At 62.6% G+C, this 14,304-nt stretch carries 14 protein-coding genes and 1 riboswitch; of the genes, 6 read left to right on the top strand and 8 right to left on the bottom strand.

What is annotated here, in order from left to right; translation table 11 throughout:
- Positions 1–129 precede the first annotated feature (129 nt).
- Entirely contained in the window at positions 130–780 is a 651-nt protein-coding gene (locus NL528_RS07230) for a TIGR02594 family protein (protein WP_309182013.1), read from the bottom strand.
- A gap of 235 nt (positions 781–1,015) precedes the next feature.
- On the opposite strand from NL528_RS07230, the gene NL528_RS07225 reads away from it, so the two are divergent.
- Positions 1,016–1,888, top strand: coding sequence for an alpha/beta hydrolase (locus NL528_RS07225; protein WP_309182012.1), 873 nt, complete (start codon positions 1,016–1,018; stop codon positions 1,886–1,888).
- 123 nt (positions 1,889–2,011) lie between these two features.
- Here the strand turns inward: NL528_RS07225 and metW are convergent, their stop codons facing one another.
- Positions 2,012–2,674, bottom strand: coding sequence for a methionine biosynthesis protein MetW (gene metW / locus NL528_RS07220; protein ID WP_309182011.1), 663 nt, complete (start codon positions 2,672–2,674; stop codon positions 2,012–2,014).
- On the bottom strand, positions 2,671–3,882 hold the full coding sequence (locus tag NL528_RS07215) for a homoserine O-acetyltransferase (protein ID WP_309182010.1): 1,212 nt from the start codon (positions 3,880–3,882) through the stop codon (positions 2,671–2,673). Before NL528_RS07215 ends, metW begins: the two co-directional genes overlap by 4 nt.
- A gap of 84 nt (positions 3,883–3,966) precedes the next feature.
- Positions 3,967–4,046: riboswitch (SAM riboswitch) on the bottom strand.
- Between the two features lie 194 nt (positions 4,047–4,240).
- Here NL528_RS07215 and NL528_RS07210 point away from each other — a divergent pair.
- The 3 genes from NL528_RS07210 to NL528_RS07200 are packed head-to-tail and all read left to right on the top strand — an operon-like array spanning position 4,241 to position 7,179.
- A complete protein-coding gene (locus NL528_RS07210) occupies positions 4,241–5,089 on the top strand; it encodes a chorismate mutase (protein WP_309182009.1) in 849 nt (282 codons plus the stop codon).
- A gap of 30 nt (positions 5,090–5,119) precedes the next feature.
- Complete coding sequence (gene hisC / locus NL528_RS07205; RefSeq protein WP_309182008.1) at positions 5,120–6,229, top strand: histidinol-phosphate transaminase; 1,110 nt, start codon at positions 5,120–5,122, stop codon at positions 6,227–6,229.
- Positions 6,226–7,179, top strand: coding sequence for a prephenate/arogenate dehydrogenase family protein (locus NL528_RS07200; RefSeq protein ID WP_309182007.1), 954 nt, complete (start codon positions 6,226–6,228; stop codon positions 7,177–7,179). The genes hisC and NL528_RS07200 overlap by 4 nt, the downstream gene beginning before the upstream one ends.
- 45 nt (positions 7,180–7,224) lie before the next feature.
- Here NL528_RS07200 and NL528_RS07195 read toward each other — a convergent pair whose 3' ends face one another.
- From NL528_RS07195 to NL528_RS07185, 3 genes are all read right to left on the bottom strand, one after another.
- Positions 7,225–7,743, bottom strand: a complete 519-nt coding sequence (locus NL528_RS07195) for a hypothetical protein (protein ID WP_309182006.1) — start codon at positions 7,741–7,743, stop codon at positions 7,225–7,227.
- A gap of 192 nt (positions 7,744–7,935) precedes the next feature.
- The gene (locus tag NL528_RS07190; protein ID WP_309182005.1) at positions 7,936–8,169 is read right to left on the bottom strand and encodes a hypothetical protein; all 234 of its coding nucleotides are present in this window, start codon (positions 8,167–8,169) and stop codon (positions 7,936–7,938) included.
- Between the two features lie 196 nt (positions 8,170–8,365).
- The gene (locus tag NL528_RS07185; protein WP_309182004.1) at positions 8,366–9,553 is read right to left on the bottom strand and encodes a DUF2125 domain-containing protein; all 1,188 of its coding nucleotides are present in this window, start codon (positions 9,551–9,553) and stop codon (positions 8,366–8,368) included.
- Positions 9,554–9,662: 109 nt separating this feature from the next.
- On the opposite strand from NL528_RS07185, the gene NL528_RS07180 reads away from it, so the two are divergent.
- Positions 9,663–10,268, top strand: a complete 606-nt coding sequence (locus NL528_RS07180) for a gamma-glutamylcyclotransferase (RefSeq protein ID WP_309182003.1) — start codon at positions 9,663–9,665, stop codon at positions 10,266–10,268.
- A gap of 727 nt (positions 10,269–10,995) precedes the next feature.
- Positions 10,996–11,625 (top strand): hypothetical protein, encoded by a 630-nt coding sequence (locus NL528_RS07175; RefSeq protein WP_309182002.1) that lies wholly within the window; start codon positions 10,996–10,998, stop codon positions 11,623–11,625.
- 817 nt (positions 11,626–12,442) lie between these two features.
- Here the strand turns inward: NL528_RS07175 and NL528_RS07170 are convergent.
- Both NL528_RS07170 and NL528_RS07165 read right to left on the bottom strand, forming a co-directional pair.
- A complete protein-coding gene (locus NL528_RS07170) occupies positions 12,443–12,619 on the bottom strand; it encodes a tetratricopeptide repeat protein (RefSeq protein ID WP_309182001.1) in 177 nt (58 codons plus the stop codon).
- Positions 12,620–12,763: 144 nt separating this feature from the next.
- On the bottom strand, positions 12,764–14,143 hold the full coding sequence (locus NL528_RS07165; protein ID WP_309182000.1) for an adenylate/guanylate cyclase domain-containing protein: 1,380 nt from the start codon (positions 14,141–14,143) through the stop codon (positions 12,764–12,766).
- Positions 14,144–14,304: the final 161 nt, after the last annotated feature.

Below are 14,304 nucleotides of genomic sequence, written 5' to 3'. Positions count from 1 at the left end.
CCGGACAGACCGAACCATGTGGTTACCATCGTGCCTTGCCCCTCGCCCGCCTTCACGCTTTGCGTGAAGGCGACCTCTCCCCATAAAAGGTCGGGGAGAGGTGAAGGGAGCGCTGCACATTGCGATTCGCTAGCCCGTCGGCATGACGTAGGCATAAATCCGGCCGCGCGAGATCGGCGCTTCGCGGACCCGGTTGCCGTTATTGCCCGAGATCATGATCGGATTTCCGGAGGCATCGATGCCGGTGATGATGCCGACATGGCCGCCGCCGCGCCGCCCCATCACGGCGATCGCGCCGACCTGCGGGCCGGAGACGCGCTGGCCGTAATGCGCGAAGGAAGCAGCCATATCGGAGCCGGTGCCCTTATAGCCGGAATGCTGCAGCACCAGGTTCATGAACCGCGCGCACCACAGGCTGCCGCGGCCGGTCGGGTTGCCGCCGAGATAACGGCGTGCTTCGGCAACGACGTTCGAGGCACCGAAGCTGCCTTGCGTTGTGACGCCGCCGGTGTTCGGCACCAGACTGGCGTTGGTATCGGCAAAGCCGCGCGCCTGCATTTGCGCCACGCCGCGATCCCAGTGCGAACCGCGCACTACTTGCCGATAGTGCCTGTGAGCGTAGCGCCGCGCATAATGGCCGGCGTGATAGGCGCGAGCATGTCGCCCTGCGCCGTGGTGAGATCTTGCTGAAGCGGGAGTGGCGGAAATGGCGATGGCCATTGAACACAATGCCAGCGCGATAGAACGAAGCGACCGGCGAAACGCAAACAACTGAACCATACTTACTCGATCCTCTGTGACACCCCCCCATTCCCCATCGCACTCGGGTGGAAACGAACGCGGCGGCGGGTTTGAAATTTTCGGTGTGGCGACAGGAAGATTTGATGCGGCACTGCGGAAACGATTTCGGGGTCATTCCGCGATGATTGTTTGGCCAAAAAGAACCTGTGCTGCCGCATTGCGGCCCCGAAAATTAACTGCAAAATTCGGGGCGGCCCACGAGAAGGAATGACAAATGCCCTATGCCGTCACGAAAGATAATGTCCGTCTCCATTACGAAGAGGCGGGAAATGGAACTCCGATCATTTTCCTGCACGAATTCGCGGCCGACCACACCAATTGGGAGCCGCAGATGCGCTACTTCTCGCGCGGCCACCGCTGCATCGCCTATTCCGCGCGCGGCTACGCGCCGTCCGACGTGCCGCCGACAGCCGATGTCTATACCTACAAGCATTTCTACACCGACGCGCTTGCGGTGCTCGATCATCTCGGAATCGCAAAGGCGCATCTCATCGGCCTGTCGATGGGCTCCTATTCGTCGCTGCAGATCGGCCTCAACGCGCCCGAGCGCGCGCTGTCGATGACGCTGGCCGCCGTCGGCTCCGGCTCGAACCTCGAAAATCTCGAAGCTTTCCGCAAGCAATGCCGGGCCAACGCCGAGCAATATGAGGCGATCGGATCAGTCGAAGTCGCCAAAGCCACGCGAGAGGCGCCGAGCCGGATTCCGTTTCTGCTGAAAGACCCGCGCGGTCACGCCGATTTCTATGCCGCCCTGGCCCGCCACGACGCCAAAGGCTCGGCCAACACCATGCGCAGCTTTCAGGGCGGCCGGCCCTCGATCTACACCCTGGTGGAGGCGATCCGGAAAGTGCCGACGCCGGCGCTGATCCTGTGCGGCGACGAGGACGACAATTGCATCGAGCCCAGCCTGTTCCTGAAGCAGCATTTGCCCGCGGCGGGGCTCTCGTTCTTCCCGAAGTCGGGCCACGTGCTCAATCTGGAGGAGCCGGCGCTGTTCAATGAGATGGTCGAGCGTTTCATCGCGCTGGTCGAAGCAGGGAGGTGGCCGGTGCGTGATCCGAGATCGATGATGGCTACGCCAGTCTAGCCGTCATTGCGAGCGAAGCGAAGCAATCCATGGAGCCACAAAGAAAGAATGGATTGCTTCGTCGCGGAGTTTATCATCGGGCGCGCATTCGCGCGACCCGTTGGCTCCTCGCAATGACGATACCTACTTCGCCTTGCCGCGGCTAAGCAAAAACACGCCCTGCTCGCCGAACATGTTCCAGAACCACCAGGGCAGATTGAGCCTCAAGGGGCGGCCGTAGAGATCGAGCGCCACTGCGCGCTCCATCTTGACGTTGATCTCGTCGCAGAGCTGCACGAAATCCTTGATGGTGCAGAAATGGATGTTCGGCGTGTCGTACCAGGTGGCCGGCAGGTTTTCCGTGCGCGGCATGTGGCCGCCGACCAGGAGCTGCAGCCGCATCTTCCAGAACCCGAAATTCGGGAACGAGACGATGGCGCGGTGGCCGATCCGCAGCAGATTCTCCAGCACCACCTTCGGCTGCCGTGTTGCCTGCAGCGTCTGCGACAGGATCACGTAGTCGAAGGCATCGTCCGGATAATTGACGAGGTCGGTATCGGCGTCGCCCTGCACCACGGCAAGGCCCTTCGCGACACAGCGGTTGACGCCCTCGCGCGACAGCTCGATGCCGCGGCCGTCGATGCCCCGACTTTCCAGCAGCATCAGCAATTCGCCGTCGCCGCAGCCGACGTCGAGCACCTTTGAGCCGCGCTCGATCATCTCGGCGACCAAAAGATGATCGCTGCGATAATTCCCGGTGCGGTCAGGCGTGACGCCCGCGAGCGGCAAGGTCTGCTGGATGCTCATGATGGCTCAGCGTCATTGCTTCCGAGTCCGCGCGCCTTGCCCGCGGACTGCAGAAAGGCGCGGGAAATGTCGAAGAATTCCGGCACCTCCAGCAGGAAGGCGTCGTGGCCGCGATCGGTTTCGATCTCGGCAAACGACACCCGCGCGCTCGACGCATTGAGCGCATGCACCAGCGCCCGCGATTCCGCGGTCGGGAACAGCCAGTCTGACGTGAACGACACCACGCAGAACCGCGTCTTGATGCCGCGGAACGCCCGCGCCAGCGCGCCGTCATGGTCGGCGGCGATATCGAAATAGTCCATCGCCCGCGTCAGATAGAGATAGCTGTTGGCATCGAAACGCTCGACGAACGACGAGCCCTGGTAGCGCAGATAGCTTTCGACCTGGAAATCGGCGTCGAACGAAAACGTCGGCAGGTCGCGGTCCTGCATCCGCCGGCCGAACTTGCGGTGCAGGGCGGCATCGGAGAGATAGGTGATATGCGCGGCCATCCGCGCCACGCCGAGCCCGCGATGCGGGTGCGTGCCGTGCTCGAAATAGCGCCCGGCGCGCCAGTCGGGGTCGGCCATCACGGCCTGACGGCCCAATTCGTGGAACGCGATGTTCTGCGCCGAATGCCGCGTGCTGCAGGCGATCGCCAGCGTCGAGAACACGCGCTCGGGGAAAGCCGCGGTCCATTGCAGCGCCTGCATGCCGCCCATCGAGCCGCCGACCACGCAGAACAGCGTCTCGATCCCCAAGCGATCGATCAGCATGGTCTGCGCACGCACCATGTCGGGAATGGTGATGATGGGAAAATCGAGCCCCCAGACTTTTGCGGTGGCGGGGTTGATCGAGGCCGGGCCGGTCGAGCCCATGCAGCCGCCGATCACGTTGGAGCAGATGATGAAGTAGCTGTTGGTGTCGAGCGGCCGGCCGGGGCCGACCATGGTGTCCCACCAGCCCGGCTTGCCCGTCACCGGGTGCGGGTTGTTGACATGCTGATCGCCGGTCAGCGCATGGCAGACCAGAATGGCGTTGGAGCGATCGGCGTTGAGTTCGCCATAGGTCTGGTAGGCGATCTGGAACGGCGCCAGATCGATGCCGCAATCGAGTTTGAGCGGCTGATCCATCCCGAACTTCGCGAGCTGCGACGTCGGATGATCGGCCTCATGGGCGCGATCCTCGCCGTGGATCGCGGGACTTGCTATCGACTGCACCTTGGTCATCCCGGCACCGTCCTCCTCGCGGAGGATCCTCGAACGGAAATCAGGCCATAAAAAACCCGGCCTGAACATAAGGTTCGGCCGGGATCACTTCTGTCCCCGGCCTGTTTAGCGAGTTGTTTAACGTGGCTGCAAGCCGGCCGGCTCAAATGACCACGGAGTGGCTTAAAGGTAGTCCCGGACTGGCCTTTCGTCAAGGCAGGCCCAAAGCGCGCGGTTAACCGCGCCATGCAGGTGGGCCATGCAGGCGGGCCATGCAGGTCCTGGCGGCGTCGTTTCTCTTTGCTTTCAGCTTCCGTCTTTCCTAATCAGTGCCCTTGCTTGCCGGCGGCATCAGGCCGTCCGGCCGTTAGGGTTCGACATGTCCAAAGCACCCCCCGCCCCGCCCTCGCTGGCGGTGCTGCGCAAAGAGATCGACGCGATCGACGAGCAGGTCCATCAGCTCTTGATGGCGCGCGGCGATATCATCGATCGCCTGATCCAGGTGAAGGAGACCCAGGAGGTCGGCTCGGCGTTCCGTCCGGCGCGCGAGGCCGACATGATGCGGCGACTGGTCGAGCGTCATCGCGGCATCCTCCCGATCGATACCGTCGAGAGCATCTGGCGCGTCATCATCTCGACGTTCACGTATGTGCAGGCGCCGTTCTCGGTGCATGCGGATGTCTCGGTCGGCGAATCCGCGATGCGGGATTCGGCGCGGTTTCATTTCGGCTTCGTCGTGCCTTATGTGGCGCATTTCAGCGCCCAGGCCGCGGTCGAGGCGGTGGCGAAATCGAAGGGCGATCTGGCGCTGGTCTCGGCCACCTCCAGCCGCACGCCGTGGTGGATCGGCCTCGAGCCTGATGGCGCGCCAAAAATCATCGCGCGGCTGCCGTTCCTCGAGCGTGCCGATCATCCGGCGGCATTGCCGGTGTTCGTGGTCTCCCGCGTCGCCGATAACGCGATGGTGACCGAGGTCGAGACCTGGAGCGTGCGCGTCTCCGGCTGGAATGCCGATATCGCGCGTGCGATCGCGCCGCTCGCCGAAATCGTCGCCGTCCCCGATACCGCCTTCGACGGCGCGGCGCTGCTGGTATCGATCGCAGGCACCGGGCTGGAAAAGATCAGAACCGCGCTGATCGAGGCCGGCGCCTCGGTGCGCTCATCGGCCCTCGTCGGCAGCCACGCAACGCGCTATACGGTGCCCCCGAACGGGGCGGCCAAACCCTAAAAGCCGCCCCAAAATACCCCGGAGTTAACGATGTCCCGCCCCGTGCCGAATCCCGGCATTCTCGATATTGCGCCCTACACGCCCGGCAAGAGCCCGGTGGCGGAGCCGGGCCGCAAGGTGTTCAAGCTGTCCGCCAACGAGACGCCGTTCGGGCCGTCGCCGAAGGCGATTGCGGTCTACAAGGACGCCGCGGCGCATCTGGAGAACTATCCGGAGGGCACATCGCGGGTGCTGCGCCAGGCGATCGGCCGCGCCTTCGGGCTCGACCCGGACCGCATCATCTGCGGCGCCGGCTCGGACGAGATCCTCAATCTGCTTGCGCACGTCTATCTCACCCATGGCGACGAGGCGATCTCGACCACCCATGGCTTTCTGGTCTATCCGATCGCGACGATGGCGAACGGCGCCAGGAACGTCGTCGCGCCCGAAACCAATTTCACCGCCGACGTCGACGCGATTCTGTCGCGCGTCACGCCGCGCACCAAGCTCGTCTGGCTCGCCAACCCGAACAACCCGACCGGCACTTACCTCCCGTTCGACGAGGTCAAGCGGCTGCGCGGCGGCCTGCCGGAGCACGTGCTGCTGGTGCTCGATGCCGCCTATTCCGACTACGTGTCGCGCAACGACTACGAACTCGGCATCGAGCTGGTGGCGACCACCGAGAACACGGTGGTGACGCACACGTTTTCGAAAATCCACGGCCTCGCGTCGTTGCGGATCGGCTGGATGTTCGGCCCGGCCCACATCGTCGACGCGGTCAACCGGATTCGCGGCCCCTTCAACGTCTCGACGCCGGCGATGCTGGCGGCGGTGGCGGCGATCGAGGACACCGCGCATGTCCAGATGTCCAGGACGCACACCGAAAAATGGCGCAACTGGCTGACGGACGAAGTGACAAAACTCGGCCTCAAGGTGACGCCGAGCGTGGCCAATTTCATCCTGATCCATTTCCCGCTCGAGCAGGGCAGGACGTCGGCTGATGCCGACGCGTTCCTGACCCGGCGCGGGCTGGTGCTGCGCGCGCTGAACAATTACGGCCTGCCGCACGCGCTGCGCATGACCATCGGCACCGAGGAAGCCAATCGGCTCGTGGTCGACGGTTTGCGCGACTTCATGGCGGCCAGGATGGCTGTCAAGTGAGCGTTGACGGGAACGCTGCGCCGCATTTCAAGAAGGTCGCGCTGATCGGCTTCGGCCTGATCGGCGGCTCGATCGCGCGCGGCGCCCGGCTGCAGGGGCTTGCGGGCGAGATCGTCACGACCGCGCGCTCGGAGAAGACCCGCGCGCGCGTGGCCGAACTCGGCATCGTCGACCGCGTAGTGGCGACCAACGCCGAAGCCGTCAAAGACGCCGACCTCGTCATCCTCTGCATTCCCGTCGGCGCCTGCGGCCCGGTGGCGCAGGAGATCGCGGCTTTCCTCAAGCCGGGCGCGATCGTTTCCGACGTCGGTTCGGTCAAGGGCGCGGTCGCACGCGAGATGGCGCCGTTTATTCCCCCGGGTGTGCACTTCGTCCCCGCGCATCCGGTCGCCGGCACCGAGCATTCCGGCCCGGATTCCGGATTTGCGGAATTGTTCATCAACCGCTGGTGCATCCTGACGCCGCCGGAAGGCACCGACGCGGGCGCGGTGGAAAAACTGCGCGCGTTCTGGGCCGGCCTCGGCGCCAGGGTCGAGATCATGACGCCGGATCATCATGATCTCGTGCTCGCGATCACCAGCCATCTGCCGCATCTGATCGCCTACACCATCGTCGGCACCGCCGACGAACTCGAAGAGGTGACGTCGTCGGAGGTCATAAAGTTCTCCGCCGGCGGCTTTCGCGATTTCACCCGCATCGCAGCCTCCGATCCCACGATGTGGCGCGACGTGTTCCTGAACAACAAGGACGCGGTGCTGGAGATGCTCGGCACCTTCAACGAGGATCTGTCGAAACTCACGCGCGCCATCCGCCGCAATGACGGCGAAGCGCTGTTCGAGCATTTTACCCGCACCCGCGCCATCCGCCGCGGCATCGTCGAGATCGGCCAGGATTCCGCCGCGCCCGATTTCGGCCGGCCGCATGAACATCTGACGAAGAAGCCGGGTTGAGAGCGGGCGCATGCGGAGTATCCAGTACGCCGCGGCTTCCCGGTTTTATCCCTGATGTCTCTGGAATATTGGATCACCTGCATGCGCGGGTGATGACGACTGGGGGTATGCCTTCCGAGCGAGCCGCAGGCGGGCGATCGAGCCGGCGCTGATCTGCATGGCGGTGCCAACGAGCCACCACGAGCCAATGACGAGCTCCCATGCGCGGTGCGGCGCTTCATCGAGCACGATGGCACAGACCGAGATCAGCGCGGCCACGGCGGCGAGGAATGTGCCGGCGGCGCTGAGCAGCTCGACCGGCTCAACCCTCGGCGGATGGCGGGCGCCGCTGGCCGGGAGCCAGGGAATATCGATCCCGAGATAGAATGCGATCATTCCGGCCAACACCATCGCCGCGGTGAATCCGAACGTGTCGAGCGCCGCGATGTCGGTTTTTGCCAGTTGCGCGGCCACGAACGTCCCGCACATCGCGCCGGCCATCGCCAGGCCGCTGCGCCCGATGACATGCGCCGCCCGGCTGATCAGATAATAGTCCTGCATCGCGTGGTTTCCTTCGTTGGGCATGATGAACCTCTCGTTCTGGCAGGGATCGAGCGCGGCATTCGCACATCGATAGTCGCGAACACGCGATCATTTCGCGTCACGTCTCGCTCACGGCCGGGTGTTGGAATTTCTTGACGCGCGCGTCCGCGCCTGAATGAAAGTAAGCGGGCTCCAGCCGGGGCGACCGAGCCCGCTTCGATCCGGGCACGCCGGTTACTTGCGGGGTTTGACGTGCCGGGGCACGATCGGGTGGCTCATGACCAGCCGCGGCGCCATCGCGTGGGCATTGGCAACCGGCCGCGCCGATCCGTTACCGAGATCGCCGTTCGGATGATAGAACGCCCACATCCCCGGCTCCGATGCCTCCAGCGGGTCCTGCGCCGACGCCGGTGATGCAATCAACACCGCCAAAACCGCGGCCGCGCCGAACAATTTGAACCTGGTCATGTCTCTCCTCCTCCGCATGACCCGCAGCTGATGTGCGGGCCTTCACTAGGAGAGACTGGGGTTCGCGCCTCGGCATTCCCGCGATTTCGATCACGGTTCGGCGAGCAGGTGTTTACCGTCACGGCTGCCGGCCCGGCCTGGTGAGCAATTGCGCACGGGGGCCGGGACGACGATGGAGAAATGTCGACGGAAAGATTCAGAACAGCGGCGGGATGTCCCCTACCTTCAACGGGCCGAGAAACACCGCACCGTCGACGAAGCGCAGCGGAAAGGCCCGCGCCTTCTTGCCTTCCAGCACCGCTTCGCTGCCGAGCGAGTTGATTCCGGCGGTGACGCCGACACTGGCGTTCTGCTTGACGACCTTGCCAAGCCCCGGGATCGCGCGGTCGAGCGCGCCGAACAGGCCGTTGATGTCCTGGCTCTTGACGCCGGGCGCGACGCGATCGAGCGTTGCCTGCGGCACGCCCTGTTCCAGCATCTTCTCGATGCCGAGCGCGGGAATCACCTTCTCGATACCGGCGACCGTCATCTGTAATTCGCCTTCGATCCGGCCGCTGGCATTGAGGCCCAGCGTGCCGGCGGCAACCGCGATCAGGTCGCCCTGCTGGATTCGCGACTGCACGATCTCGACATGGCCGCCCACGGCCTGGATTTCGCGAAACCGCTCGGGCCAGGGTTTTGGCGAAAAATCCTTCAAGCCGCTGAGCTTCGTGCGCACATCGGCATCGAAGGGCGCTGCGAGCAGCGGATGCACCTCCTGCACGCTGCCGCCGGCGATCTGCAACACGGTTTCAATCACGGGGTGATCCGCCGGCGAGCCCTCGGCGATGCGGCCATGCAGCTCGACATTCCTGGCGCGGGCGAGCGGCGTCTGCACCGATCCGTTGACGCGATCGATCGCGGGATCGTCGAACACCAGCGAGACGCGCTGCGGCACGGCGGGCAGCCCGACCACGCTGCTGCGGCCCTTGCTCCAGTTCACCATCATCGACGGCGGCTGGCCGCGCTCGGAAATGGTGGCCGGCGCCTTGAATTCGGCGATCAGCAATTTCGGATCGTAGATTTGCGCCACCACCAGGATTTCGCCGAGCTTGGCCGTAAACGGCGCCTGCGATCCCGCGGTCTGCGACAGCAGCGCCACGCTGGCATCGTCGCAGCGGACTTCGAGGCGGAACGGGAAGCCGGCGACCGAGCGGTTGCCGCAATCATAGACCCGGCCGGATTTGGCTTCCTGGGCCCGCCAAGCGTCGGCGCGCACGCCGACCTCGGAAGCCGCATAGAACCAGAATCCGCTCCAGGCGCAGGCTGCAACCACGAGCAGAGCGGGCATGAGGAAAAGGCGCCAAAGCGGGCGCCGGCGCGGCGCGGGGGACATGTCAGGCATGCGGCGTCCTTTGGCTGACGATTTTGTCAAATGTAAGCGGTGAAACCCGGCGGCAAAAGATGCTGAATCTGCTTCGCTTCTCCCTGTTGTTCTGGTAGCCGTGCGCGCGATGTCGACGATTACCTTGCCCGAGACGGAATTCTCCGAAGGCGACCTGTGGGTGTTCGGCTATGGCTCGCTGATGTGGCGTCCGGGCTTCGAATTCCTCGAACAGGCCCCGGCGCGGCTGATCGGGGAGCATCGCGCGCTCTGCGTTTACTCGTTCGTCCACCGCGGGACGCCGGAAAAGCCGGGCCTCGTGCTCGGGCTCGATCGCGGCGGCGCCTGCCGCGGCATCGCCTTCCGGGTCGCCGAGAAGAACCGCGCCGCCACCATCGCCTATTTGCGTGAACGCGAGCAGGTCACCTCGGTCTATCGCGAGGTGACGCGTTCGGTGTGGCTGGAGAACGAGGCGCGGCAACGCGTCAGCGCACTGGCCTATGTGGTCGATCGCGGCCATGTGCAATATGCCGGACGGCTGTCGCTGGCGGAGCAACTGCGCCACGTGCAGCAGGGCCACGGCCAGTCCGGCGTCAACCGCGACTATGTGCTCGCGACCGTGAAGGCAATCGAGGCCGCTGGCTTTCGCGATACGCAATTGCATCAGCTCGCCATGATGCTGCACGACGCGCATCCGCTGCACCCGCTCCGGCAGGGCGAGCGGGAAGCGCCCTAGTGGATGAATCCGATTCATGGTGTCCACTTTTACCCACGAGATCGATCGGACGTCGCCTTGGGCTTGGAGCGTCCGGTCGAAACCGTCGGTCTTGAGTCCGGATTACCTTCAACTCCGGACACGTCGCCGCACCGCGCTAGTTGAGGCTATGTGCAAAACGGCGACATCAAGTTAGTCGAAACAAAGAGGCCCCCAACGAAAGAGGCCTCAACAAGTTCAAACCGCTGGCAACAGTGCATCATACCGGGAGCGTATCTTCCAAGCGGGGAGAAGTATCTCATGTGTGCTTCGCGCCATCGCCTTTACCCTCGTTAAGCAAGAGCCTCATCGACCTCGTCGAACGACCGTTCCGTCAGTTCAGTCGTCTTTGGGATTTAGGACGACTTTCGGAACGCCTTGCTCATCACGGCCATTATCAAAGTGCGCCTGCTCAATGGGGCGATGTCGCCGAGCGTAATGTGCATCCAGAATGATCCCGCTTCCGGTTCGCAAGCGCGATGCGATCAGCGAAACGAGTTCGCCGAATGACGCGCGACACGACATTCGCGAGCCGTGCATCCGGAGCTGATTCGAGTTGCATACAAATATAGATTGCTTTGTTTTGAAGTATTCATCATAATATTATCTATTATTTTATGTATTGTTTATCCTTAACCAAAGGTTAATTTCGTTATTTACATAACTGACGTTCGGTTTACCTTGTCTCATCGAACTCGGAGAAACCAAAATGCGTCGTCGGCTTGGTCAGGTCCTTTGCTCAACTTTGCTCTTGCTCACAGCCGGAAACGCCCGCCTCGCCGCGATAGAGAACGAACCGGCCGCCAACTCCACCGCCTTAGGTGCAGGTACCAACGTTAGCTGTTCCCAGCGTGCAACTCCGGTGGAACCAGCAGATCCTTCGGCGGATTCTTCGGTAACGGCTACGATTTCTCACAAATTCATCGCCAGCCAACGATTCAGGGAGAACACGTCACCTGCGGCGGAAGTCAAGATTTCGTGGCTTGGCGCGACTTTCGTGCGCCGCTTCGCCGTCAAGATCGAAGACGATACAAATGACGTGGCATTTCAAATTCATGTCTTGAACAAAGCATCAAGCGATAACCAACTCATCGCCGAACTCCATGATCGCTATGAGACTCGTCTCGCCGACGTTTGGTGCTTCCTAAAACTCCAGGCGAACGGTGAAGACGGTGCGTTGCAGACCAACGCTGTGCCAAACATATTTTTTGTTCGCGACGCCGCAGGCGAGCTCGGGGCGGTAGACACGATCTGGGGCGGCGCCGGATGGGAAATCGGCGCGAGCCCGGTGAGAGGTCAACGCGAATGGCCTTCCGGATCGCACGTCATCTCGCGCTGAGGTCGCGCGGACGCCGTTTTTCGGCCTCGAATGTCTCAGTGGAGCCTGCCCGCAGCGCGAAGTCTGAAATATCGCACGGGCTCCGCGCCAGTCGTGGCAAATCTTCGCCCCGTACGAAATCAGGTCGTTACAGTACGCGGCAACATCTCGCCTGCGCCCGAAGTGGATCGCTCCAACTCCACCGAACGCGCCAAGACGGATTGTTTGCGTAAGCGGGAATGCGCCATACCCAGATCGTCTCGTAAACGCTGTCTCCCAAGCGCTCGACATCAGGCTGTACTGTCGGCCAGAAAGCTGAACCAGCGAGAGCGAGCGCCAAAATTGACGCCGTTGAGATGATTGCCTTGCGCATCGCGCGAACTGCCCTTCGTATCGATTAGTGGGTTTTGATACCCGAAAATTAAATGCACCACGCGTCGCCCGCGCTCTGCGCGGGACATCGATGTTGGCCTTATGAGATTTACTTGGGCGAAGTCTCGTTATCCGGAATGCGAAAGTAAAAGCAATTCAGGCAACCAACGGTCAGTGAATAGCAACACTTCCTCCCACCGAAAAATCCGGAGAACTACGGCTTTCGACAGAAATCATTCCGGGTTGAAATTGACGGCGTTCTCAGCCATGCGGATTCATTGTCGACGCCGCCAATGCTCCACCGCGCGAGATTGGTGGGAGCATCCCCATGACCGACGAGGCCATGAGTCCTTTGCGGCGGCTCAGGGCCACAGAACTCTGAGGGACGACAGCCCATTGGCCGCATTAGCGCTGTCGATCATTTCGTTTCGCCCGCAGCCAAGCGCAGGCCCTCCAGGAAGAACTCTCACTGCTCCGGGACACGCCAGTGTTTGGCGCCCGGGATCACCGAAGGCGTGATATCCCGCAGGCGGTCGACGATCGCTCGCGCCTCGTCGAGGCGTCCCAGATGTGCGCAACAGGAGGCCAGAAAGCGGTAGCACGGCGGCCAAGTCGGGTTTTCCTGCAGCGAGAGGCGTAGCATCGCCGCCGCTCGTTCCAGGTGGCCAGCGAAAAAGTGACCGATCGCGATCCCAAGCGACGGCGGGGCTGGCCGCAGCGGATTAAAGCGCAGAGAGTTTTCGAAGTGCTCGATGCCGAGGTTGATTTGTCCGGCCCAGAGCCTGAGCTATCCGCTCCGGAACCAGGCAATTGCGGAGCTCGGATTGAGCTCGAGAGAGCGGTCGATCAGAACGATCGCTGGATCGATATCGCTCTCGAAGTAGCCGATCACGAACGCCGCCTCGGCGAGAACATAGGGGTCATCGCCGGAAGCACGAATCGCACGGCGGGCAAGGTCGACACTTTGCTGGCGTTCCCTTTCCGGGTCCTCGGTCCAGCCGTTCAAATCAAGGTTTTGGCGGCAGCTGGCTGCCAGGACAAGGGCCGGTCCGTAGTAGGGGTCAAGCTCCAGCGCGTGCTGGAGCAGATCAAGTGCGTGGAGCAATCGGAGTCTTTCCCACGACATGGCGTCGGCGCGGGCGCGGAGATAGAGGTCGTACACCGTAAGGTCGGTGGTCTGACGTTGAATCGAGCGACGAATTTCAGCCGCGACTACCGCGGGCTCAATGACACCGGCTACGCCAATGGCGATCTTGTCCTGAAGATCGAAAACATCATTGAGCGAGCCATCAAAGTGGTCGGCCCAGAGATGAGCGTCGCTGACCGCGTCGATCAGTTGGCAGGTGATGCGCACGCGATTTCCGGCCTTCCGGATCGAACCCTCCAATACATAGCGAACGCCAAGTTCGCGACCGACCTGCTTCACGTCCACGGCACGACCTTTGTAGGTGAAGCTCGAGTTGCGCGCGATGACAAAGAGCCAGCGGGTGCGGCTCAGCGCCGTGATGATCTCTTCCACCATCCCGTCGGCGAAATACTCCTGCTCCGGATCGCCGCTCATGTTCTGGAAAGGCAAGACGGCAATCGAGGGCTTGTCCGCCAGCACCAGGGCGGGTCTTTTTTCTGCGGCGACGCCGCGATCCCTAACTCTGATAACGCGGATCGGATGTTCGATGTTCTTAAGCTTCTGTTCGCCGGCATCTTCAAAGGAGACGTCGTCGAGTTTGTGCCGTACATGCCGGTAAGCATCGTCGGAAAGACAAATACCGCCCGGATCCGCGATGCCTTCGAGGCGAGCCGCCACATTGACCGCGTCGCCAAATATATCGCCAGCATCCTCGATCACGCCGCCGACATTGATGCCGATCCTGAATTCTATGCGCTGATCCGGTGGTACGTCCGCATTGCGTTCGGCCATGCTACGCTGAATATCGACTGCGCAACGTACCGCATCCATAACGCTGTCGAACTCGGCGAGCAGTCCGTCACCGGTATTTTTGACAATAGCCCCGCGATGGGCAGCAATATTTGGGGCAACCAAGCCCTGCAAATGTTCCCTCAGCCTTACGTGCGTGCCTTCTTCGTCCGCGCCGGTCAATCGGCTGTAACCGGCAACATCGGCCGCAAAGACCGCAACGAGCCGACGCGCGAAGGGATTGCGAGCCAAGGATTGCCCTCCTCGCTATAACGCGACGCGTTGGCGCGGCCATTTCGAAAAATGCACACAAAATCGCAGCGCCGCGTGTAACTTTCCGATCCTAGCGCCGTTTGTCTTCGGATACCACCCGGACAGCCAGCTTGGCCGGGGTAACGCGTGCGCTCTGGGTC

The organism is Bradyrhizobium sp. Ash2021 (genome assembly GCF_031202265.1).
Classification (GTDB): Bacteria; Pseudomonadota; Alphaproteobacteria; order Rhizobiales; family Xanthobacteraceae; genus Bradyrhizobium.
Note: the sequence above shows the minus strand (reverse complement) of the source record. Positions and strands in the feature narration are given on the sequence as shown.